This window comes from Legionella clemsonensis, assembly GCF_002240035.1.
Lineage (GTDB): Bacteria > Pseudomonadota > Gammaproteobacteria > Legionellales > Legionellaceae > Tatlockia > Tatlockia clemsonensis.
The window spans coordinates 773,344-798,056 of sequence record NZ_CP016397.1 but is presented as its reverse complement, the minus strand read 5'-3'; the positions used below and the strand labels follow the sequence as shown (position 1 = coordinate 798,056).

The following is a 24,713-nucleotide window of genomic DNA, read 5'->3' as shown; positions in this document are numbered from 1 at the left end:
TCCACTGCGGTATTTAAACAGTATAGTAACAATTTTCCTACAGCTTTACCTGGCCTAATTGAGAGCTCTCAACTGGTTTGTCCTCAACGTTTTGATCGTGAATTATCCGTACCTCTCTCTTAAAGTCCGCCAGGTAAGATTGTAGCGTTTTTTCATACCCTTTTTCACCGGACTCGCTTCTTGGTTTAAATTGTTGTCCTTCGCCAACAATTTTTAGCAAATCGTGATAATTTTCGGGATCTTCTTTGTATTTTTGAAAAGCATCTTTTAATTTAAGTAAATAATCTTCTCTTAGCTTCACTTCCGTTTTCCAACCAAAACAACTTAAGCCGAAGGCAAGAAAAGAACTCATTAGATCTCTAAACCAGAACTGTTCAGCTCTTTGCTGCAAATAGGTACCGAAAGCCCCTCCCAACTTCGACTCACTGGTATTGTCTCCAAAATACTTCGTTTCCAAATACGCTCTGGCATTGGAGAATTTTTCTGCTGCCTCTTGTTGATCCTCTATTAGTCTCACCGTAGGTTTATTAAAAAATAAAGCTGCAGCATGCGATTGTGGTGCCTGCTGAAAGGTAAACGCTTTAAGTTCAGCTTGATAATTGTAAATAGAATTTAATTGTTCACTTTCCCCATGATTACGCGAATTAAATACAGCAAGAAGTTCACTATTCTTCAAAGCGATGATTTGATCATAAAGTCCTTTTTTGCTTTTTTCATAAAATTGAAACTCTGATTTTTCTGATTCTTTCCTTAGCACATTCAAGGCATGATATTCGTCATAGACTTCTTGAATTAACAGTGAAGGATTTTCCGTATAGCGTTTGGTGTATTCTTCTTTTAAATCACGTAGTGTTTGTTGTGCTTTTAAAATGGCTGCCACTTTTTCTGGTGATAAAGACAACGCTTTAGCTTTCTCAAGGGCAGGCATTGACTCAGCCTCTAACTTATCAGCCGCTTTAATTAATTCAAGTCCAGGTCTTAAGCGTTTTGGAGGAATATTTTCTGCTTTTTTAATTAACTCAGCATATTTTTCAGAGAATTCTTCTATTTTTTCAAACGTAGGAATAACCACAGGAATGGCTTCTTTAATTTTTTCGACTGCAGAAAACTTTTCTTTGACCTGAGCATTATCACTGTTATTACAAACATCCAGTGCATTTTTAATCTCTTTCTTGAAATTTTCCAATTCTTGTTCAAAGAAATGCTCTTCAGGAAGGTTCATTGCTGTAAAATTTTTTGTTGTGAATTCAGCAAATTTGGCAGTGATCTTGTTTAAAAGGTCAAGCTGTAAATCAACTTTAGCCTTATCCAACTCTTTAATCATTTCTTTCGTCACTGCCAATTTTTCTTTAATCGCAGCATTCTCCTGAAGACCCAACTCTTCTAGTAGTTTTTGTCGGCTGGCTTCGCTGTTGCTAATGTCCGCAATTAGCCCTATCTTAGCTTCGTTATTAGCTAATTGCATTTCTTTGCTTCTATCAAGCAGCTTAGCAATTTCTGATTGCTGAATTGCCATTTCTTTTAGTGAGAAAATAATTCCTTTTTTTGTCTTGACAGCTTCAGTTAGTCTTTGTTCTGTAGGTTCTAATTTAACTGTTTGTTGTTGGAGAGTAACGAAATGGGCTGCCGCTTCCTCCTTTAAGGTTTGTATAGCCTTGGGTAAGCTTTCAATCTGACCTGATAATTCGTTTATCTCTGTACCCCAAAGTTTTTCAAGGTCTTTTAACTGTTCTTTAATTGATAGTTTTAAAGCCCTACCGTTACCCTCTTCAATACTGGAAACGGTAAGCAGGCTCTCAACATCAAGCTCATCAAGGCTTCCTTTTATCTCAGTAAAATACTCCAATGCCTCATCACCAGTCTTTTGAGTCATTGCTAAAGTAATATCAGCCAAGGTGGTATTAGCCTTTTCCTTAATTTCAAATAATCTGCTATCAAGCCTGAATATAGCTGCTTCGAGCACAGCCTGATTATATTGAGCAATTGCTAATTGACGGTGAAGAGTCGCTTCTGCTGCTTTTTGTTCAACGTTTTTTTTCTTCTTGTCCCACTCTGCTTCCTCTACTTTTAATTGGTTAATATTAACCAAGCGCGTACTTTCATTACTTTTCCGTTGCAGAGTATATAAATTATTTCCAGCTAAATTTGAGGATTGAGAGGGCTCCCCCGGTTCAGCAGTAACTTCAACGGATAATTCCGCTGAAATTTGTTTAAGTTTGTCAGCAATCGCATCCTGTAGTAAATTAAAATCCATATCGAAATTGCTAGGTCCCATCCAAGAAGTATAGTGATTCCAGTAATTAGTAATATTAGTTACAACACTAGCCTTCGCTTTTTCCTGTTCATCATAGATCTCATCTATGATGCCCTCTATCCGTGTCGCCTTAGTTACTTCCAGATATTTTTTTAATTCCTCTCTAGGAATCTTGTCTGTTGGAATGTAAATGCCGGTAGATTCTTGAAGCAGCTTTTCATAAGATTGCAACGCTTCTTGCGCGATTTGCAGAAATTCTCTGCGCTTTGCCTCTTCCTGTTTTAACATGAGAGGGTAATCTTCTCTAACCATGCTTTGTCGCTCATTATCATCTGCCGTAAGCCCTACCAGCAGCGCCTGAGTCTTCTTATGAATTGTTTCAACAGCAGGTTGATATTGCCTAGTAAAAAATTCTTCAGCATCACGATGAGCATCAGTCTCTTGCACTTGAATACTATATTTTTGCTCACGCAGGGAGTCTACTCGTTGTATAAGTTCAGACAGAAGTTCGTTTCTCTTTTCTGCAGACTGCTTGGCCTCCTCATGCTCAAATTCTCGTTGCTGCTTTTGTAAAACTGCAATCATGTCTTTTATTTCTTTTATTTTTTCTTCTTTTCCTTCTAATAATTGACCTTTCGCTTCTTCTATTGCCTTTTTATAAGCTTTTTCATAGAGGGGGTCATTCTTTTCTTCTGGAAAAGGATAGGTGGCAAAGCTATCGTAAGTAAGTGCAGTTTTTTGCTGAAATGTTGCCAAATAAGTTTGCAATTGGACAATTTCTTTAGCACAGTCTTGTGAATTTTTTGGTTGAGACACATCAGGTGCCTTGCCATAAAGGGCCTCATTAACACGCTCGCTAAGTTCCTTCACCAAAGGCGCGATGTCTTCAGCGATTTGCAACTGCTGCGCAACTTCTTCCTGTAAAATCTTTAAACTAGCAATTTTCCCTTCCTTAAGAATAAGAAGATTCTCTTTTCGTTCGTAACTGTTTTCTAATTTACCTAAAATCTCATAATGAAACAGGCTGCTAGAAGAATTAAACAGTCTTTTCCATTCATCTAAAACACGCTCAGCAGAAACGGCGGCTTCTTTTGAATTATAATTATATTTAAAATATAGAAAGTTCGATAATTCTATTGACTGAGGTAAGCGGCCAGAAACTCCATTAATATCGAACTCGCCATGATTTTCGTTATCCCATTGTTCAATGTCTTCATCAAATTTTTCATAAGCCTTTGTGAGCTTTTCTAATTGTTGTTGAATCTCTTTCTGGAGTTTTTTTAATTTCTCAGGCTCAATACCAGCCTCTTCTAAACTTGCTCCTATTTGACTGGACAAATAAGTTACTTCCTCCAGGACACTCCCAAAAGTAGAGGTGATTTCATTATATCGCTTTAGTCTAGTCTCTCTTATTGCGAGTAACGCCTCTTTTTCAGCAATTTTATTTGGAGTATGGGCTTCATAAATAGCCAATTTTTTACGCAAAGCCTCTTTTTTAGGGTTCATAAAAGCTAGAGCTTGCTGACGTATTATTATTTGGGGGCCAAAAGGAGGTATTGAAATTTCTTCTCGAAGATTGTTGATGATTTCGTCACTGGTCACTTTATTTAAAAATTCAAGAAGGGCTTTTCCAACTTGATAGGTTCGTTCATCGACAATTTTTGGCACATTGTCATTATCAAGGAAATTAAAGGCTGCCCAAATATTATCTCTATTAAAAAAAATGGAGGCATAATTTTTTATAGAATCTTCATCAAAAGAAGCGATGTACCATACCGCTTCCATAGCTCTTTTAGAATAGTCTTCCATCTCTTCTGGCGTAGCAACAGATTCTCCTGAAACTTCCTCAGTAAGCGCAGGGGGTAAAAGAGAAGGATGGACAAACGTTTTTTCGGACAAACTTAGCCCAGAGAAATTTTTAGGGTTAGGATTAATTTCTTGACCATTATTTATCTCTTTAAGTTTAGCTTTCAGTTTTGTCATTTCTGCAAATATTGATCCGCTCATTTGAGTTTCCCCACATCACGATTTATATCCATTATAAGTTCTTTAGCTGAAGTAAATATTAACAACCTAATCATGCAATAGCGCAATTTGAATTTTATGTGTACATCTGTCTTATTATGAGACAATTTGCATAAAATTTCATTAAATTTGAAAGAAATAATAAGGGTTGGCACTGAAAAATATAAACTCAAAACATGCTCTCTCCATCATGACTTGCTCCTGATGCAAGCTTCGAGACGATGCTAGCGCATCTCCTCAGCACGAGCGGTTCCATGCTAATCTTTTATACTTTCCTTTTAAATGACCAGAAAACTTGGCTGATTGAAGTATAAAGCGCGGTACGTAGGGATGTATAAAATTTGTGAGGATCGCTCAGACACAAAGCACAGTTAACTCACAATGGGGAAAAATCTGCAACGCACTGGCACAAGTTGCAGGGATGTAAAGCAGAGTTAATCTCCAGGGGCGCTGATTACATTACCCTAATGAGTTTTTGGTAACATTTTTACGTTCGGATCTTTGGCATAAGCATCAAGAATGTCACGGACTAATTGCTCGATAACACTGGCCTTGGCATCCTCTTCAATAAGGCCTGTTTCTTCTCTCATTGAAGCCAAACGCACTTCAATTTCCCTGGCCACAGAACCATTAGGAAATAACGCCGCTAATAAACGTCTTGCTTCTGCCGGACCCAAATGACGATAAAGTTGATTTCGAACACTGGCATCTTCGGCCGTCGTACTAAATGCCCACAATTCAACAGGGCCTAAAGTCAGTGTTAACAATTGCACGTTAACACCACTTTTGGTGGCATATTGAACCAAAAAGGTTGCCCCACCCTGACGAGGTCCATGCACACGCGTACGCAAGGCAGTTTTTGCTGTATTTGATAAGCCAAAGATCTGACTGGTTTTTTCTATAGCCTGAGAAGGCCCCGCATCCATTACATAAATTGCTGTACTAAAGTCAATCATAATCGGATCAAAGTCTTCGACCGATTGAGACAGCAATGCAATTTGTACTTTCCACTTACGGCCTTCTCGCATATCAATAATCACCTGATCACGAACAGCAGCTGATTTGGAAGTGCGGTGGAATTCATCATACACGATGCGCTTTGGATCTTCTCGAATCTCTAAAACTCTCTGCTTGTGATACTCCTGATATTGTTCGGGAATATTATTCAAACTTTCTTCCGTTAAATAGTAATGTCGTGCCAACACATAGCGGGCAAGCATATACATTACAGCAGTTTGTCTATCCGCTGCATCACCCCCGCTTTTGGCCACTTCATCAAGATCAAGAGACACAACACGGGCATCACCAATGTCAAAACTGGTGACCCGGGACAAAATAGGGTATTCACGTACTGCACCAGAAATCATGCGGGAAAAAGCATTGATAAGAGACTCTCCTGTAGGTGCTGTGACTTTTTCATATAAATCCTCAATAGAGGGCGTGCGACAAATGGAAGCAGCATCGGCCAACAAAGGCATTGCGTAACGCTGTGCTAGCATTGCTTCATGTACAAAACCCGCCGAATAAAGCGCATCGGTGACCTCCCACCAGGTCGATTTTGAATCTTTTACAAAGCCAATTTCTTCAAGAATACTGTCAATAAACTCTTCGACACCTTGTGCATAGGGGGTGGGATTGAATTCATCGGCAAGGCTCTTGTAGAGTTCATCAACAATCATACCAGCCAAGTCGGCCATACCATCGTAAGGTCTCGTAGCGCCCAGTGGTGTTGTTAACAAGGTTAAAAAATTAACTAAAAAAGAACGCTCCAAGGCCGTGGGATAACGACAGCCCAACTGAGTATCAAAAGGATTAATGGAATACTCAGGAGTCATTCGCAGGCGATGATAAGCAACAAGGTGACGTTTAGAAGCAGGAAGCGCCTCTTTCAATAATGAAATTAATCCACTACTTGATGGACCAATATCAATAATAGCAATACGAGGTAAGCGAGTTAATCCTCCAGACAAACAAAGTGCCAAATTTAATGCATTCGACAATACCGATTTACCCGAACCTGGTCGAGCATAAACTAAATCAATCCAAGTGGTTTGTTGAGTAGAACCAGGCTGAAATGGCCAAGGTTTGCCATCAGGCGTACGAAACAACAATGCCCCCGTTTCCCATGGAGAAGCAGGTCTGGTAATAGGCAACATTGTGATTACATGAGATAGCGGTGCAACCGAAGGAACTGCCGCACTGTTTAAGGTGGTTGCCAACATACTGGATACAAAACCTGCAAAAGGATCACCGCAAATTTCTGAGACATCGGTTGACCCCCATCCCTGAATTGCTTTAACTAATTCAGAGCTACGTCGTCTTAACAGCGGTAGTTGATCTTCCGGCGCCCAAGTGGTGGCCACTACACGCAAACGAACAATTGTGTCATCTGTGTTCAGTTGAAGGTATTTTAATAAATTGACAGAGTCGCTAATTAAACGATTTTGGGCGGAAGAAAAACTCAAAATTGCCGCAAGTAACCCCTTAAGTTTAAGTGTATTTAAACCTTCACTTTCTATTAGAAACGCAATTCGCCAGGGAATATGCGCAGGCAAAATACGTGCAAACAAATTAATAAAGGGACGAATGTCTTTGGGAAAAAGATCGATAAAAACAGAAGAGTATAATTTATTCCCAACTTTAACTGTTCTAAAATCAAGATTCTCAGCATCACGAGGAATAACTTGCTTTGCCAAAGAAGGCCATAATAAATCAGAAGGATCACCATTGAACCCATTAATCTCCCGGGGCATGATGGTATCACCAGGTAAAGTTGCCTTCCAGTCATCAGCGGTAAAATCAGGATCAGCGGTCATACGGATAGCGTGAACTGCATCATGCACTTCCATTAGTCGAGCAAAGATATTCAACGAATCCAAGTCATTGATAATTGCGCGAACATAAGCTTCATGAGTATCCCGCAACTCTGGTATGGCGGCGTAAACTGTCTGGGTATTTTTAAATGGAGGTGCTTTCATGTCCTTAAGCATCTTCAACTTTGCTTTGTTCGCGGCTTTCAGCTGTTCTTGTGCCAGATTATAGGGGCGAGTATATAAAGCAAAATAGACACGCTCTTCAGCACAGTACTGGGCTAAAAAATTTACCCGTTCAGTAAATAAATCATCCAGGTTTAATTCTAATCGCTTGGCAGTAGCCTCAGCCGGTTCATAAATATCTTGAATAACTTTTCGTATGTTTTGTTTATCATGACTAAAATAAACTTGCAGGGCATGACCTGGACGACCCATAGCAGCCTGAAATGCATTGCTTAAACCTTCTACCAAACGTTCAAATTCTTCAGCTCCGGCAAGCGCTGTAATCCCTTCAATTTTTAAAATTGACAGCAGGCTACCATCGTGATTGACTAAAACAGTAGGGCTATCAGCTGTCTCCAAATCACAATAAGACTCTGTTGTTTGTTTTAATGAGGTACTTAACCAGGAAAAAAAGGTATCAACACCCTCAAAAAATGATTCTGCCCATTTCCCCATGTCATTTCCTATTAAACTTATATTCTCATTGAGAATTAAAAATCTTTATAAAATTGAAATTATTTACTTTCTGTAATTTCTTCCAGAGCACTCGCTGCCCATCGCTCAATTTGCTTGCGGAATTTGGCTCGCGATGGTAGTAATCGAATATTTTTAAATAAATTGTCTGCCACTTCCGGTGTTACTCCTGAGTCAATAATGAGCTGACCAAAAATTGCTGGGTCACTCGTACCTTCACCAAACTTTTCTTCAACAATTTGCGAGCGAAATTTAAAACTCCGATAGATATTTTGCGCACTACTCTTATAACCGGTATCATTGGTGATAGCACAAAATAACACATGACATAAACTATTCAGTTCAGGCTGGCTAAGTTCAGGGAGATAAATAAGAGTCCCCCCCCATATCCACCTACCCCTACAGATTCAATAAAAAAACATTGCGCACAAAAGCAACAAGCGGTAACCAGATTGGATAAACGATTATTGGTAAAATCATGATCAAGATTCACGACCTCTTGAAACAGCTTTGCTTGAAAACCGCAAAATTGACAAGTATAACGATCCCGTTGAAATACTTTTAATTCATAAGCCTTAAAACGCTCATCGGCTTTCCTGGCTGAATAAAGACGCCAAGAACCAGCACTTGCTACAAGTTTTAAATTGGAACGTTCCCGGGTACCCGCCATTTAACACTCACACTATTAAAGGTAATAAAAAATCAGGAAGTCAATAAATTGGCTTCCTGATTTTTCCATAGATATTAACCGCCAGAGCCTGTGAAAATTGTTCCTGTAGGACCAGCCACAGAACCGGCTTCACCAAACATCGTTTGCCCAGTAACACCCAGAATAGATGGGAGGAATAACAAAGCCGCGGCAATAAAAACCAGCGCAATAGGAGTACCAATTGGAATTTGTGTAGGGTTATCCTTGTGCTGTTTAAATTTCATAATTGCACCAATGGAGAAACCAAGCCCAGCCAAATAGGAACCCGCAGTAATCAGCTTAGCAACACTAGTGAAAGAACCTGTAATACTGGATGCCATATTCCCCAAAGTTTTTTGACCCGCAACTGCCTCCCCTCCCACCAGCACCATCAAGCTGACACAGGCAGTAAATAGAAGCAGTTGTGTTAAATTGCTCTTTAAATTTAATGGTTTTCTCACTTAATTTCTCCTCTGTAAAAACTATTAACTCGTACCATAAATTGTATTATTAATGATTTGTAGCGTCGCTACAATGTTCATTGCCAGCATACCACCAAAAACATGAATTAGTCCTTTTCCAGTTCCGCCTGGTGGTTGTCCTTGAGACGCGGAACGGGCGATAAGAACCCATCCTCTAACAAAAGCTATCACGCCAATAACCTGAATAATAATTGCTATTGGCCTACCTATCACACTACCAGTACCAAATACTGCTGTTATTGCTTGATTGTTACTGTTTACAGGAGCGTATTGCAAAATACTGGACGAGCCAAAGGAAGTTTGTAATAAAATTGCCAAACCTGTCGGAAAATAAATCAGCATGCCGGCAACCAACAAATACATTAAGGGTTCTTTTATACTCGTATTGCTAGACATCATTGTTCTAGCTTCACCATACACCTTTAAACTATATATTGCTTTAAATGCGAATGCCAAGCCTAGCAAATAAGCCGCACCCGTAACCAAACGTTCAACCGGGATTAAATTATTGGCAATATTATTCAATATATCGGCTTGATTATTTAGCCAATTGATAATAGAACTACCAGTATTATTTCCAGTAGACATAGAGAATTGCCTCAACTATCTTGCTGACTAAACCTTATCACTCTACCAGAACTTGTGAGTACCCTTCCCTGTCTGGAATCAATCAGCTTAATTACACCATAACCAGCTACTTGCGTTCCTTCTCTAACGGTAATTGTAGACCCATTTTGCGCAATTAACCAAGCTCTTCCAGGTATTATAGCTTGAATAAAATAAGAAGGTGGCGGCGGTGCTTTTATTACCACTTTGCGAACAGGTTTTGGCTTCGTACGTACTGTTAAAACAGAGATCTCTTTTGATTGTTCTTCCACCCGGCTCACAATAACAGTCAGAGTCTGGTTTAACTGAGCTATCTTTGTAGTGAGAGTATTAATATTGGTATTAATAGTTGCCAATTGGCTATTCAATGAATCCATTTCGGAACGAAGATTCTGCTGACTGACTTCCAGTGCTGATAATCGTTGAGTAATTTCAGAATTATCAACAGTAGAAACAGGCTGAGTTACTGGAGGAGTTGTTTCTACGGGTGGAGTCGGCTCTGTCGGCGTAACAGTCTGCACCTGGGATGGCGGTGGCGTTACGGGTTGAGGTGTGGATGTAGTTGTCAGTGGGGGTACTGTATCGGCAGATTGAGGTTTTTTCGTAAAAAGAGGACCTAAAAATTTGTAAGCCAGCATGGCAATAACTATAATAATTACTGCAATCAAAGCATTACGTCTGATGTTAGCACCAGATTCTTGTTTTACGACAGTACTTGAGGTGGTTTCTTCTTCATTAGCATCAGGACTGATTACATCCAAATCAGAAAATTGATATTCATCATTATATTCATTCTTATCGTCGTCTACCATGTCTTACCTACTTATCAAGTTAAAGTGAGGTTACATCTTGGGTAAATAGAATACCCAAGCCAGTACCTGAATAAACTTCTACCGTTGTCGGAGTGCTAAATTGCTGCTGTGCAACTTGTCCCCAGCTTTTTCCAACAGTTGCCAAACCAATGATGGCATTTTCTAAAGCAGAACGACCAATACCGTTCTGTACGGTAATGTTATCACCACCACCAGTACCACCAATCGTTACTGTAGTGTTGGCTGATTGAAATGCATTACCAAATCCTTCAATAAAAGAAGAAGCGAACAGCGAGCCATAGCGTAAAAGATAATGGTGATTAACTTTACTGGCAATCGCTGTCCGGGCTGTGTTGGGATCAATGGCATAAGCACTAATGGAGGTGGTTCTTGGGGCACCTGGCACAGACATGGTATTAAAGCTTATAACCATTTTGTCTGCATTGCTCGGGAGATTAAAACTACCTATTAATTTGGCACCCTTAAATCTTCCAGAAACGATTGTTGCTAAAATTGGTCCAGGTTGATCACTATTTACCGAGGTATCCAATACCGCAAACATAATATCTCCGGTTTTAATAATGGCTCTTTGGTTAGTAGTACCAGGACCACCGCCTGGACTCATAGCCTGTGTTTGCTCAGCAACTTGTCCAGATACACCAGCAGTAGTCTGAGCGGCCGCTTCTTTTGCAGCCTCCGGTTCTGAAGTTGCATTGTAGGACTGCACTGATACTTTCTGCCATGCCTGTAAAGATTGATTTGCTGCTCCCTGCATTTGTGACATTCGTTGCTGAATTTTTTGCTGAAAGCGCTGATCAGCAAGTTGTTGGCTTTGTCTATTCAAAATAGCTTGCAACTGCTGAGCGTTAGCTGCCTCTGCTGCAGCGGCTGGTTGAGCTCCAGTACCTGCAATACTGGGTATTCCTCCAGGAACGCCAGGAACGGTAGAAGGAGCTCCCTCCTGAGTAACAGCAGTAAGACCTGCAACTTGCGAGCCTGGGAAACCCGCGGCCTGTAACTCTGCATCGCTAAATCCAGCATTCTTCAATTCATTAGCAGTATAACCAGCATCTTTTAAATCTTTGGCACTAAAACCTGCAGCTTTAAGTTGATTTACAGAAAAGCCCGCATTCTTAAGATCAGTAGCACTAAAGCCTGCATCTTTTAACTCACCAGCAGAAAAGCCGGCATTTTTTAGATCCGCTGCACTAAAACCTGCTGCACGTAACTCTCTGGCAGAAAAGCCGGCATTTTTAAGATCCGCTGCACTAAAACCTGCATTTTTTAACTCGGCGGCTGTAAAGCCGGCTGCTCTTAATTCAGCTGCAGTATAACCAGCTGCTTTCATTGCTGCGGCGCTACATCCCAGCGTTTGTCTAATAGTAGCAGCTGATACACCTGCCGCTCTTGCTGCCCGCAAGGATGCCACACTGCAATCAGCGGTTCTTCCTGCAGCAATTGCTGCGGCAGTACCGACACCAGCCTGTCGCAATTGATCTGGTGTAAAACCTGCGGATAGAAGTTCAGCGGGAGTAAATCCTGCTGCGGATAAAGCTTTAGCACCATAACCAGCATTTTTTAAAGCTTCTGCACTACATCCATTCAGCTCACGAATTCTTCTTGCGGAAACACCCTGGTTGAGTAAGTACCGTAATTTGCTAGGGTCACAACCCGCTGCGCGAATTGTATCATCAGAAAGACCTGTTGCTGCTTGAATTTGATCCGGTGTAAATCCAGCTGCTAACAATTGTTGCGGAGTAAATCCCGCATCAGCCAATGATTTGGCATCAAATCCCGCTGCTTTTAAGGCATCCAGACTACAACCATTCAAATCTCGAATTCTTTTCGCAGAAACACCTTGTACCAGAAGAGTCCTTAATTTATTCGGATCACAACCCGCAGCACGAATAGCAGCATCATCAACGGGACTGGCAGCAGCAATTTCAGCAGGAGTAAATCCTGCATTGGCCAGATCTGCATCAGAAAAACCAGCATCCTTTAAAGCTTGAGCATTATAACCAGCAGCTCGTAGTGCTGAAGCACTACAACCATTCAAAGCACGTATTCGTTTGGCTGAAACACCTTTAGACAAAAGGATTCTTAATCTATCAGGATCACAACCTGCAGCACGAATTGCATCATCACCAACCGGGCCTGCAGCAGCAATCTGTGCAGGAGTAAAACCAGCATTTGCCAAATCAGAATCAGTGAATCCAGCCGCCTTTAATGCTTCGGCACTGCAGCCAGCATACTGTCTGATGAGCTTCGCACTCACTCCTGCAAGACGTTCTTTTTTTAATGTTTCAATGTCACAGCCTGCACTTTTAATATCCGCTGGCGTTATACCTGGAGGTAGCTCCGCTTCAGCTGCAGCAATTTCTCCTGGAGTATAGCCGGCATTACTCAGTTCATCCGGAGTAAAACCAGCATTCAATAAATCTCTTGCACTAAATCCTGCTTGTCTCAATTGTGCGGGGGTAAATCCTGCGTTTTTTAAATCAGCTGCACTAAATCCTGCGTTTCTTAACTCAGCCGCCGTATAACCAGCAGCTTTTAATTGAGCCGCACTACAACCACTAATGCGACGAATAGCAGCAGCAGTTACTCCTGCAGCACGTAAACGTCTTAAAGCATCCACTTGACAGCCTGCATTCCGTACATCAGCAGCTGTTATACCGTCAGGCAAACCACTCGCCTTGGCAATGTCATTATCCGAGAAGCCTGCACCCTTTAACTCTCCATCGGTAAAACCACCATCTTTCATTTGCTGAGCAGTAAATCCAGCATCTCTTAATTCGCAAGCATTAAAATCGCAAAGCCTCAATCGTCCGGCATCATACCCAGCATCTTTTAATTGTCGGGCGTTAAACCCTGCTGCACGTAATTCTTTACATGAGCATACCTGATCCAAATCAGTAATCTGATAACCCACATCTTTTAATTGTGTGCAACTACAGCCAGCTTTTAAATCGGTTATTGTTGCCCCCTGATTTACAACACTGGTTACAGCTGCTTTACTACAATTACTATTTTGCAGTGATTGAATCCATAAACTGCGTTGAGGTCCTGCTTCTTCCTCGCGAGCAAGTGTTGCAAATCCCACACCACCCTCTCCTTGCTGCGGACCTACAGCCTGAACACCATCACCAAGAGCTTGAGAACGAATAATCGTCGGAATGGCACTGCCTCCGGTTTTCATCGCCTGTTGAGCCTGAGAAACATTTTGTTCTTGTTGTAATTTTGCGTATTGTACAGTGGGATCAATGGCGCCAGGTATAGACTGAATACCAGGTACGGTTGCCACTGTTGTAGTGCCTCCATTAATGTCCGTATTACCCCTTAACCGTATAACACCAACGGCAACGGCAATAATGAGCAAGAGTAGAGTAAAAATAATAATTACCCGAGTACGGGTATTGGTAAACAGTGCTTTTATATTTTCTTTTTTTCCTGCCATTTATTATAACCCTTCTACCTTGAGCTGCATGACTTTTCCGTGCCAGGAAACAAGTAATACAGGAGATTTTTGCATTTCATAAGCATGCATTCCATCCGCGCTGGTCATACTAGCTATCCAACCAGGAGACAGGATTGTGAGATTGGTTCTAATATACATTTTTTCATTTAAAAGCCAAGCTCGAGCATCACCGCCACTTACAGTCAGACGTTGACTGCCTGGAGGAGGTACACCATCCAACACATGTAATAACAGATCATTCGCGCTGGGAGGAATACCTTCTTCCATAGGCATGGCTTTCGCATTTGGACCAATCCCCTGCACGCGTAAATCAACGCGGTAATCAACAGCTTTTTGACCTGGAATTAAAGTCAGCATAACTGGTGTATTAAGACCACGCAACCTTACAGCAAGGTTACCATAGGTATATAATTTTAATGATTGAATCATCAACGTATTACCTGTTTTGTCCCATTGAATATTAAAGGAAGCAGGATCACCTAAATCATAGGCACTGATAGGCCAGGGAGCGCCCGTTGAGTCCAGAAAGACAAGCGAGGAAACAAATCCTTGGGATAAGCGAATAACAGGAGGTGTTGAGCCAGGTGACAAATTGACAAATTGTGAGGTTGCTGTTGGTTTTGGTGGTGTACCTGCAGTCGCCGCCTGGGCGTATTCAGAAGCATTATAGATTTGTTTTAATCTGACTATTTGTTCCGGAGTCAGAGGAAATAATTGACGAGTGACTCCTTCAAAAGCCTGAGTATCAATAAGTTCATTATCGGCCGCCATGGATGCAGGGCTCGTCTCCGTCTGTGCTTGTTGTTGAGGAGGAGGAGGGGGGGGTGGCGCTGGTCGATTAGCTGGTGCCTGAGTGGGTGTAGCAGCAGGAGCACCTGTAGGGGCAGGGGCAGTTGCAGCCGCCGCTGGCTGTTGAGCTTGATTCGGTTGAGTTACGGATGACAACGCGCTACTGGTTTGAGAAAGCTTTTGTTGTAACAGTCGAAGCTGCTGTAATGCCTGTTGGGCAGAATCGGATTGATCAGCTCCATAACTAAAAGGTACAGAGCCAAGAATCAGGACAGTAGCTATAACACCCTGGATCATTTTTTTATTTTTCATTGAGTTATTCCACCACTAGCTGGTCCTACAACAAACTGTGATATACCAATACCACGTGGAGAGTTCAATGTTGAAACTCGTGTAATTAACATAGTTACCACATTGTTTTGCTGAGAAAATTCGCTAGCACTCTGGTAAGTTACCAGAATCGGCATTTGCACACGCCAGGAATATCTCCCGTTTAGTATTCCTTTTTGTAAAATAATTGGAGCTCGGGTAGCAACGGCTGAAACAATCAATTTTTTTGCTTTTACTGCATCCAGATTATTTGACTCTTGCAAGGCATTTAAAAACTGAGTCCAACCATCCGCTGTAAAAAAACCTGACGAGGCTTGCAGCTCTTCCCTGTAATTGACGAAATTGTAGGTAAATGCTGCAATAGCTGCCTGATTGGCCCATTGTAAAACAGCAGAATCGGATTGATTAGGCTCATTTAAAGGATATAAAGGGGTTATTCGTCCATTGATACTTGTCGCAAAATATTTAGGTGCAGGAGGATGAGTTAATAAATAAAATGCCAGAGAACCTAAGATACAGTTAACAAGAATAGAAATTAAAAGAGCAACCATTATCTTGCGTTGGCCATCACGGTAGAAAGTATTCCTCATCGCAACAGTTGTTAAAGCATCTTCAGCCATAGTTACCTCGGTTATTGCGGTATGACCCTCGTTTCATCTTCATTAGTGGGGTCGGGTTCAAGTAAGGGTGTACTCGAATAGTTCGGTGCATTGAGTGGGGTTAGCTGTATGGGTGGCGTAATCCCACTGGTTGCATAAAAATCAGGCTCCGGCTGATTAAAATGAATATAATAAATTAAAAGACTTAATAATATATTAATAATCAGCGATACGATAACAAATGTTCCACCCTTCCGATAGGTACGAATATAAAATGCTTTAGAACGTTTTATCGTATCCCACGTTTCTCGGCCCATTCTACCCTCACCTATATGATTGCATCTCGGAAAGTAATTTCAACACGCGAGTTAGCTGATCTATCACCACCTTGAGCATAAGCCATGATAGGTTTATCACTTCCCGCGCCTATTGTAAAAATAAAGCGACTATCAATGCCTTGAGACCACAAATAATCGGCTACCGCTCTTGATCGAGCTAACGTTAAAGCATGTTCACGTTTTGCAGAAACATATTTACTGCTATAACTGGTAACCGTAATAGCTACTTTCCGGAATTGTTTTAAAAAACTGGCGACATTATTTAATAAACCGTAGGATTGCCAGGTTAATCTCGGAGATTGATCCGCGAATAACGCAGCTGAAGGCATACTAATTAAATATTCAGAACCAATAGTTATCACTTTAACGCCACATTTTGCTAATCTTTTTTGCATGAGGATGACTTCTTTATCAGAAGCACCAGCTACTTTTCTGGGCAACTTAGGCCCATCCATCACTAGAACACCGCCTCGGTGGCAACCCAATAATAATAGAGATGCAAGCAAAGTGGCATGCCATGTTGTAAACCCTCTGAAGCCAACATGCAATCGTCTCACCTTATACCCTCTCACTTATTAGATTTCCCATTCCACCAAATAAAAACATACAAATCATTGCGTTACAAGCAGTTGTTAAAAATTAATAATGAAGTGAGTAAGAAAAAAGCACTCTGTGTTTTACACTTAGAGTCAGTCTAGGAGACTTAGAGTTCTTCTGAAGCCTTGGCGTTTGCTTTTTCACGTTCACTAACTATCTTCTCAGAAAGCATATTCACTAATTGTGACAAATCTGAAGCACTAATCTCATCTCGTTCCTGAGGAGGATAACTGGTCGCCATTTGAAAATCTTTAATTAACTCATTTGCCACAGTACCCGCATATTTATCCTTCGCCCCACTAATACGCTCAATGACAGAAAGATAATTTCTTGTCTCATTAATTGCTAACAAAGGTTGTGAAAATTGTTCAACGTCCTTGACTAAAAGAGGTAAGGCATTGGCTGAACGACGAAGTTTACTGAAGATAGTTAATACCCCCTCTTCCTCTTCTTCGATAATTTCTTCAATTGGAGCAGGTTCATTATGACCATGAAAAGCCAATAAAGCAGCGACTCCTCGTTCAATAGGCTCGGCAACATTTGACTCTTGTAATGCTTTAGTGATTAAGGTAATTTCTTCTGTCTCTACTTCTTTATTAATACTTAAATCACCGCTCTCAAGTATCTTTTGAAATCCGGAGAGCTGTTTTTGTAATTTCACTAAATATTCATCAGGCGGTGGCTCTACTTTCAAGAATTGATTAAGCTTTAATTGTTTTACCGGTTTAGGATTGGCATAAAACATACGAGCCCGGACAATCTTTGATTTAAAGAAAATATGAGCCTCACCCTCGGTTTGCTCTTTCAGGTCTAATAAATCAATACGGGCTCGTTTTTCAAACGAAGAGCTCTTAGTATCTAAATAACTATTAGCCATACTGGTTTCTTTCGTTTGAAAAGAGTCGACTTTTGTAACGTAAGCTTCACCTGCTGTCTTGGTAAAGAAATCCCAGGTTTCAGTGGGATCTTCAAGTTTCATACAGATTTTAATGTTGGTGTTTGCACCGATAGATGCGGCCTCTTCTTTAGATGCTTTCTGGAATGCGGGTAAATCTTGTCCGGCAAAAATAGCAGAAAATCCAAGTGAACGAGCCTGTGCTGGCACGACGGCAAAGCCTTGCACGGCGTAATAACCATACTCATCTAGGATGCACATATAAGGTGTAGGCGAATTCGTAGGCTTCCTTTCAATAACATCACGATAATCCCCTTCGACCTGATCTCCTAGACCTGCAGCCATCATCGCCTTGAGTGAAGAAACAATCACTTTACCGAGGTTAGATAATTCATCCGGTGATTTTTCCAAAGCAGGTAACAGTACTACAAGAATACGACGGTTAAGAACGACGTCTTTAAAATCCACTTCTGCCAGATTGGTACGAATAATATGCCCGTAAGTATCCGCCAATGAAGAAAACACACGGACTAACTGCATGGTAATAAAACCATGTTGCTCTAGCACTTGTGAAACTTGCTTGCCCTTTTTTTCTTTATTGTAGCCTGGTAAGTTAAATACATAGTTACGTAATGGATCAGTAATCAATTTTGGAACGGATTCTATATTAATACTCTCCTGTTCGTCACGTGGAAAAACTTTATCAATAACAATGGATTCCAATCGCCCTAAATCAAAATAGTTACGAATGGTATTTGCATCAAGTAAGATTGCACCTTCATCTCGCATATAGACAAGCAGTTTCATTAACGCTTCGACGAAACTGATAGCCCGGCCTTTCCACATATCACCGTCTGAGGATTGACCTGAAGAACCCATCAAGCTAACGACAAGCTGCGTTAACATACTTGAGGAACCTTGACAAAATGGATTAAGCGTATTGGATAAGCGTCTTTCCTGAGGCCCTACAATATCGCGAGCACCAGTCATAAAGTTAATCAACAGTAAATCATCTTCCCGCCCCATGCTGCGTACCATGGAGAATACTTTTGCATACAGTGAGTTATCGCCTTTACCATCAACATAAATAAATCCACTAGCCTGCACCAACGCATTATAAGCTAGGGAAACTAAGGTTTCCGTTTTACCACTACCGGTGGAGCCAAAAATAAGAGCGTGAGTTCTTAAATCATCGTTTGCAAACCAAAGTTCCTCTTTGGTCTTTCGATCATTCCCGAAAAAAGCAATCCCTCTAGCAACATTCGGAGTCCCAATACCCGGTTTTAAATCATTATAATCTTTTACTCTTGCAATTTTAGGTAAGCGAAACGGGAGTTTTTGTTTGCGAGAGAATGCATACAGGAAAAAGCTCACTCCCAAAATGAGCATAAGCGTAGAAACCTGCGATAAGTAATAAGCCGTAGCAGCCAAGGATACCAACACGATAGACACATTGGTGGGATCAGAGAAAAAATCTCCAATGCGCTGACCAAGAGTACGTGTATCCCGCAATAGCTGAGTGGGATCTATTTCATGACGTGAATCAATACCTCGCATCATGGCTCTAACTCCTGCAACTCTTTTGGTGTTAACTTCACTTCTTTCACTGCAATTTCCAACGCCTTTATTGCTTCATCAATCATAGGAACAAGTGAGCGACGATTCATAACCTTCTCAGCACGCCAATGCGCAAAAGGCCCGGCCACTTCTGCGAAAGGAGTTTGCCGACCTACACAATTAAGCATATACCATAATCGACGATCGATAGGTTTTAACCATAAAAATTCTGAGGTCGGGACCACGCCATCTTCCCGAGCCGCTTCCAGTAAAGAAGCCATTACTGTCAGTAGGTAAGCATGCTTTGCTATTATCTCCTGAACATTTTCAGCATTCTGATACTTTTTTAATATAGGCTTTGCCACAGAAAAATCAATTTTACCTGTGGCGTAAGATTTATCGAGTGCTTCTAAAATAGCACTGGCTGAATTTCTATCTCTATTCATGCGCGCAATGAATACTGCTGCCAAAGCCCAAGCCTGTGGGGGACAACGTTCAAAACCATCCCAATAAGGACCTAATTGCAGTGTGAATACACGTTTAGCATCACCTTTGCGAATGCCGGCAGTCATTTCCTGTCCAGGAACAGGATTATCTAAAAGAGCGTCATCTTTTTTAAGTAATTTATATTTGCGAGCAAACTCCATCGGTGTAAGAGCCATTGCCCATGGCCCTTTGTTGATATCAGCACTTACTAAATCCTCTTTAACAACAGGCATAATTGCCATCCAGTTATGTTGCTCCTGTGCACGTAATGTTTTCATATTATGTGCTCGACGGAACTTAAGGGTGATATTGGATTTATAGAGGAAAATAGCCAGAAAAATAAGAATCGCTACTATGGGGTAGCGGATATAATCGCCAACGCTTTTGGTTAAATCAATAAATTGATCCCAGCCTACAGTCGCCGGATCAATGGTTTGCATTAAATAAATATCATTCTCAAGCTGAGCATCACTGACAAAAAATCCTACTAGTTTTGCTTGCAGAATATTTAAATAGAACACAAAAGAAACGATATGTTGATGCCCCAGTTTCCAGACAAAGAAAAGGGTAAAAAACACCAGTACCATAATCCATACTGGTGCCATTGAATTGTCACCGCCGCCTTGTTGCTGTGGTTGTTGAGCCATCCGCTTTATCAAAATAAAAAATATTAATTACAGGAAAGTATATACCCTCTTTAGCGATGGTGCGACCACTCCAGTCTATTCTATCGAGGAATTTTTTATCAAGCGTCCCTTTACATAACGATAAACCCCGGATAAATGAACAAAGCGAACAATATTATCGAGATTTAAAGAGCGATCTTTCAAAGTTAATAAAGGCCGTCCAAAACGATCTACTGGCGCTTTATCCGGGGCCATCTGCAGAACATCGCTTTCATTAACATAAGCCACCACATAAGCTTCATTAATTCTATTTTCTTTAGATTTTATAAAATTTTTGACATCTTGCTCATTGGTATAAATGGGTCTTGATATAATTTGCCGTGGCAAATTGGCAAGAATACGTTCCCATGCCTGTACACTGTTGCCTTCTGTTGAATAAAGGCCAACAAAAATTTCTTGCTGGCCTGATTGCAAGACTGCTCCTTCTCCCCGATTAGCAGCAACATTGCTTTGAGGTAATTCTGTAGTGCTGCCAATACGATCAGCAAAATTTTGACGTATTTCTCGTAAATTTTTACCAATGACACGTAGAAAATTTGACTCTTCCCAAGGCCCTTCTGCAATTGCATCATCCAGCGCTTTAAGAATAACGTAAGCTTGTTCAGGTGTTAATTTATCTTTCATGAAAAACAATAGGGTGCTAATGCACCAGTAATAAAAGCAATATGAACAGTATAACAGCATTCAACAGAAACGCTGCATACTATTACATGCGTGGAGCGGAGGGAGGGACAGGCTCTTCACTTTGAACTTCAATAGCCTGATCGCGATATTGAGCACTTTGCTCTTTAGCTATCTGTTCAGCTGCTGCAGGATTCGAAACCACTGTTTTTATTATCTCTGTAAGTTTGCCAACTTCCGCTTGAGCTAGTTTATTATTTTCGTCAGATTTAATGGAAAGTATGGTCTGCAATGGATTGGCCACTTTTCTAGATAAAGGACCAGTGAGCTCATCTGCCAAATCGATTTCAATCAATTGTGCATCTTTAGTAGGAGACACCGGAGATTTAAGAAAACTCTGGCTTCGCAATGCTTCCATGACTTTCTTGTGATCACTACTTGATGGCATTCGTATACTCCTACTACTAACTTAAGTTTAGAGTATCATTAAATTCCTTAAGATAATCTTAAGGAATTCTAAACTTTCACTTTTTTTACAATTAAAATCTTTAGGATTGCTAGTCATACATTAATTCATCCAAAGGCGTGTAATCTCTGCTCGGTCCCCCTTGAATTAATTCATTTAAAACATCAGTCATACACAGTAGCCGTAACGCGTTGGGTGTGACTTCATCAAAAACAACTCGTATTCCTAACAAAGCATTCTCCGCTTCATCAAAAGTAACACCCAAACCATATCCCAAACAAAGTGAACATAATTGATCAGCTCGCCTGGCAATGGCTGGAAGTAGACCAGTTTCAGAAAAAACTTCATCAAAGCTTACAAATCGATCATTTAAATAAAATTTGGCATTCATACTACCAGCAATGAGCGCCATACTTTTCTTGATATCTGTTTCCATTATTGGCGCCACCATGGTTGTGAACTTTTAATAGGTCCAGCCAGAAACTGTCTCAACCAACGCAAAAAAACAGGAACCGTAAAGCCGTAATGTTCAATAATACCAAAGATAACAGCAGAAAGGAGAACCAGAACTCCAGTCCAGACACGGATATGCATTAAAAAAAGAAAAATAGGAAATGCTGCTCTTGCATCTACCATGAAAAAACGAGTACTTCGTGCTGAGTCACGCCAATGGGCTGTTTCAGCAAAACTGCCAGCCGCCATATAAACCTCTTACCACTTGACTTATATATTAACAGTATATCTTTCGTTAATTAGAATTCAAGCAAATAAAGCAGCTATTGAAAAATAACAATTAGGAATAAGGGGTATTGCTATACTGGTCTTTTTTAATCAGACATTCCTGTACCAGTTTTTGTAGTGAAGACTCTTCTACAGAGGTTTTGGTGTCACTTGTTTGAACTTCAGGCTCAGAGTTTACTTTGGATTTAGAAGATGAGGGCTTTTCCATTTGAGCCAACATGTATTGTGTGCTATTTGTCATCACAGCCTCCGTGATAATTCATAATTACATCATAACAAGCAAAGATTAAGGCTTTATTAAGTCATTTAATTTAGCGAAATGTTCCGATATTAACAGAATGACAAAAAATAACCCTTCCTTATAAAAATGCCTGAATTTATCAGGGATCACAAGTAGAATTTCAAGTTACAACAAAAAAGAGAGATTTAATCATTGATGCAAACCCTTACAATAACTTAACATTTTTAGTCCCTTATTTAGGTTATTATTAATACAGAATTAAATCTAACTCTGCATAAAATGCGTAAATATAACTCAGAGGAAGCGTTGCTATATGCGTGGCGACAAAAGCTTAATACAATTGACACAAAAAGAGAGCCTTTAAAAAAGGAATTGTTAACGCTCTTAGATGATGTTAATGCAAATTCATCGGATCGATTGATTCAATTTAATAAAAGAAAAAACACATTATTAGGTGATGAACACCAACAAGGTTGGAGCTGGACTGCCAATTTAAACTGGCTATGGAATTTTATCTCTTTTATCTCTTTTGGCTACTTAAAGCTTAACTCACAACCTGGCTCAAGATTGCGCGAAGCCTTGTTAATCACGCCAGAGGTTGATAACCAGTTAGTTACGATAGACTCCAACGCAATAGAGACCATCTTTTTAGATGACTCGCAATTCGAGGCAGCCCTCTTCTCTGAACCACAAAAAGCGCTTCAGGATTTTCGATGTCGTCTTCAACGATTAAAAAAGGCAGAAGATACAAAAGAAAATCTCCAAATTATTGAGCGATTAGACGCACTTAAGCGAAGACTGCCACCACAGGATTATCAAAATTATTTAATACAACTTTTTGAGCACGCACCCAAAGAATGCCTTACTTATTATTACGCACTCTATCAGAAAGAGAACATACAAGACCAATATGAATTTATTGAATCTTATCTATTAGCAGAGACCCTCATTAAATTATATGTTTCACCGGAGAAGGATATTTCTGCAAAAGAGAATTCTCACCCGTTTATTTTTGCTGCCCAGGAATTAATTATTCTTCTAAGTTTTTTAAATTCTGGAATTAACAAGATTGACCCTATCAAACAAATACTCGCTGAATCCTCTTTTTCTCCAACCAGAGAAGATCTCATAAGAGAAAGCATCTATCTGCAAGTAAAAAAACAAATTTTAGACGTTCTTGAAAAAAAAATTGATTCTACTCGTTTTAAGTATACTTCTTACGATACCCCGTTAAAAATAATAAAAGATTTATATGAATATGTTAATCCCAAACCACACCCGTTGCTCATGCAGGTTACTCGATTAGTAACTGAGGTGCTCATTCGCACTCATTACAATGTGGTGGAAGAAAAGCAAAAGGAGTGGTCATCTGACAGACTTAATTATCAAACTTTAAACTTTTTTGCTGGAAAAATTTTACAAACATGGCCGTCTGATTTTCATATTAACTCAGTTAAAGATAATACTAGCCTCTTAAATCCTCATCAATATGCTTCTGGCATTATGAGAGATTATCAACCTGCTGAAAAGCATGCTGTTGCCATTCTTGTATCTGGCAGTCTCAATATAAAAGAAGGTCTTAAAACGGCACGAAGAATTCGTTGTGAATCTCAATTAACCCAACTGGAGAAAGACTGGATTGTAAGGCGTGTTCTTTCAGTATATCCCCATTTAAAACCTCAGTTAAATTCTGTTTTAAATAAATTGGTAATTTTTAATTCTCGAAATTTATCAACGACGCAGGAGAACTCTTTTGCTGATATGTCAGCTACAACACTGATAGCCCTTGTTGATAACAATCTTAAAGTAAGCCAAGATCTTCAAGACATTGACAAGGAAAATGAAATCAATAATGAAGCATTACACGCGTTGCATCATTTAATTACTCATTGCCAGTTAGACATTGAGCAATTAAGTTTTATTTATCATCAACTTTTGCCTCGCTGCAAAGAACATTGTATTAGCGAAGAACTTTTTAAGTATTGGCAGCAGCAAATTAAAAAACAACAAAGCGAACTGTTGCGTTTTAATGCCACAGAGACTTCTTTTAAACCGTCTGAATTAGAGTTGCTATTAAAAGAAAATACAGAAATTGCTACTATTCTTAACAACTATCAAGAGCCTTTTCAACGTATTTTGATGTTGTGTTCTCATCTACAGCGATTAGTTGAAAGCCTTAATTTTTCAGCTGCCAAAGACTGTGCGCGTTTGGCAGTGAACAATTTTGCTTCTTTATTAGATACATTAGTCAGTACCTCTAGCCCCCTTACAAAGAAAGAGGTTGCAAACGCCATAATGCTCTTAAAAGATAATTTACAGCCCTATTTATCTGAAAAACAATATGCTTCCTGGTATAGCAAACTACTAAATTTCCCAAGCTCTCATGCATCAAGTACTGAAGTAGTTTTCTTCCATGCTGCATCGTTTCCAGAAAAGCCTTCTGATAAATCAGCCGAACCAACCATTACAAAACCATAGTGTCCATTATCAACAATTAGCGCAGCTCCAAAGCG

General features: G+C 40.2%; 18 protein-coding genes and 1 pseudogene. 1 reads left to right on the top strand and 18 read right to left on the bottom strand.

Annotated elements, in window-relative coordinates:
• Positions 1 to 37 precede the first annotated feature (37 nt).
• The 18 genes and pseudogenes from clem_RS03505 to clem_RS03420 all read right to left on the bottom strand — a co-directional run bounded on the left by clem_RS03505 (position 38) and on the right by clem_RS03420 (position 22,200).
• A complete protein-coding gene (locus clem_RS03505) occupies positions 38 to 4,261 on the bottom strand; it encodes a coiled-coil domain-containing protein (RefSeq protein ID WP_094090349.1) in 4,224 nt (1,407 codons plus the stop codon).
• A gap of 482 nt (positions 4,262 to 4,743) precedes the next feature.
• Complete coding sequence (locus clem_RS03500; protein ID WP_094090348.1) at positions 4,744 to 7,770, bottom strand: type IV secretion protein IcmB; 3,027 nt, start codon at positions 7,768 to 7,770, stop codon at positions 4,744 to 4,746.
• 59 nt (positions 7,771 to 7,829) lie between these two features.
• Positions 7,830 to 8,458, bottom strand: a pseudogene (gene icmJ / locus clem_RS03495) (type IVB secretion system protein IcmJDotN).
• Between the two features lie 74 nt (positions 8,459 to 8,532).
• Positions 8,533 to 8,868: a type IV secretion protein IcmD gene (locus clem_RS03490; protein WP_232505596.1), complete on the bottom strand. Its 336-nt coding sequence runs from the start codon at positions 8,866 to 8,868 to the stop codon at positions 8,533 to 8,535.
• Positions 8,869 to 8,961: 93 nt separating this feature from the next.
• Positions 8,962 to 9,546, bottom strand: coding sequence for a type IV secretion protein IcmC (locus clem_RS03485; protein WP_094090346.1), 585 nt, complete (start codon positions 9,544 to 9,546; stop codon positions 8,962 to 8,964).
• 11 nt (positions 9,547 to 9,557) lie between these two features.
• Positions 9,558 to 10,376, bottom strand: coding sequence for a type IVB secretion system protein IcmG/DotF (gene icmG, locus clem_RS03480; RefSeq protein ID WP_094090345.1), 819 nt, complete (start codon positions 10,374 to 10,376; stop codon positions 9,558 to 9,560).
• A 19-nt stretch (positions 10,377 to 10,395) separates the two neighbouring features.
• Entirely contained in the window at positions 10,396 to 13,833 is a 3,438-nt protein-coding gene (gene dotG / locus clem_RS03475; RefSeq protein ID WP_094090344.1) for a type IVB secretion system protein DotG/IcmE, read from the bottom strand.
• Between the two features lie 3 nt (positions 13,834 to 13,836).
• Positions 13,837 to 14,955, bottom strand: a complete 1,119-nt coding sequence (locus clem_RS03470) for a DotH/IcmK family type IV secretion protein (protein WP_408606874.1) — start codon at positions 14,953 to 14,955, stop codon at positions 13,837 to 13,839.
• Positions 14,952 to 15,593, bottom strand: coding sequence for a type IVB secretion system apparatus protein IcmL/DotI (locus clem_RS03465; RefSeq protein WP_094090343.1), 642 nt, complete (start codon positions 15,591 to 15,593; stop codon positions 14,952 to 14,954). Before clem_RS03465 ends, clem_RS03470 begins: the two co-directional genes overlap by 4 nt.
• 11 nt (positions 15,594 to 15,604) lie before the next feature.
• The gene (gene icmM, locus clem_RS03460) at positions 15,605 to 15,889 is read right to left on the bottom strand and encodes a type IVB secretion system protein IcmM/DotJ (RefSeq protein WP_094090342.1); all 285 of its coding nucleotides are present in this window, start codon (positions 15,887 to 15,889) and stop codon (positions 15,605 to 15,607) included.
• A gap of 11 nt (positions 15,890 to 15,900) precedes the next feature.
• Positions 15,901 to 16,482, bottom strand: coding sequence for a type IVB secretion system protein IcmN/DotK (gene icmN / locus clem_RS03455; RefSeq protein ID WP_094090341.1), 582 nt, complete (start codon positions 16,480 to 16,482; stop codon positions 15,901 to 15,903).
• 131 nt (positions 16,483 to 16,613) lie between these two features.
• Positions 16,614 to 18,962 carry a TraM recognition domain-containing protein gene (locus tag clem_RS03450; protein WP_094090340.1) on the bottom strand — a complete coding sequence of 783 codons (2,349 nt, stop codon included), beginning with the start codon at positions 18,960 to 18,962 and terminating at the stop codon, positions 16,614 to 16,616.
• Entirely contained in the window at positions 18,959 to 20,092 is a 1,134-nt protein-coding gene (gene icmP / locus clem_RS03445) for a type IVB secretion system coupling complex protein DotM/IcmP (protein ID WP_094090339.1), read from the bottom strand. The genes clem_RS03450 and icmP overlap by 4 nt, the downstream gene beginning before the upstream one ends.
• Positions 20,093 to 20,167: 75 nt before the next feature.
• On the bottom strand, positions 20,168 to 20,755 hold the full coding sequence (gene icmQ, locus clem_RS03440; protein WP_094090338.1) for a Dot/Icm secretion system protein IcmQ: 588 nt from the start codon (positions 20,753 to 20,755) through the stop codon (positions 20,168 to 20,170).
• 82 nt (positions 20,756 to 20,837) lie between these two features.
• A complete protein-coding gene (locus clem_RS03435; protein WP_094090337.1) occupies positions 20,838 to 21,200 on the bottom strand; it encodes a hypothetical protein in 363 nt (120 codons plus the stop codon).
• A gap of 109 nt (positions 21,201 to 21,309) precedes the next feature.
• Positions 21,310 to 21,654 carry a type IV secretion IcmS family protein gene (locus tag clem_RS03430; RefSeq protein WP_094090336.1) on the bottom strand — a complete coding sequence of 115 codons (345 nt, stop codon included), beginning with the start codon at positions 21,652 to 21,654 and terminating at the stop codon, positions 21,310 to 21,312.
• Positions 21,654 to 21,920: an IcmT/TraK family protein gene (gene icmT / locus clem_RS03425; RefSeq protein WP_094090335.1), complete on the bottom strand. Its 267-nt coding sequence runs from the start codon at positions 21,918 to 21,920 to the stop codon at positions 21,654 to 21,656. The genes clem_RS03430 and icmT overlap by 1 nt, the downstream gene beginning before the upstream one ends.
• 91 nt (positions 21,921 to 22,011) lie before the next feature.
• Positions 22,012 to 22,200 (bottom strand): hypothetical protein, encoded by a 189-nt coding sequence (locus tag clem_RS03420; protein WP_094090334.1) that lies wholly within the window; start codon positions 22,198 to 22,200, stop codon positions 22,012 to 22,014.
• 279 nt (positions 22,201 to 22,479) lie between these two features.
• On the opposite strand from clem_RS03420, the gene clem_RS03415 reads away from it, so the two are divergent.
• Positions 22,480 to 24,678, top strand: coding sequence for a hypothetical protein (locus clem_RS03415; RefSeq protein ID WP_094090333.1), 2,199 nt, complete (start codon positions 22,480 to 22,482; stop codon positions 24,676 to 24,678).
• Positions 24,679 to 24,713 lie beyond the last annotated feature (35 nt).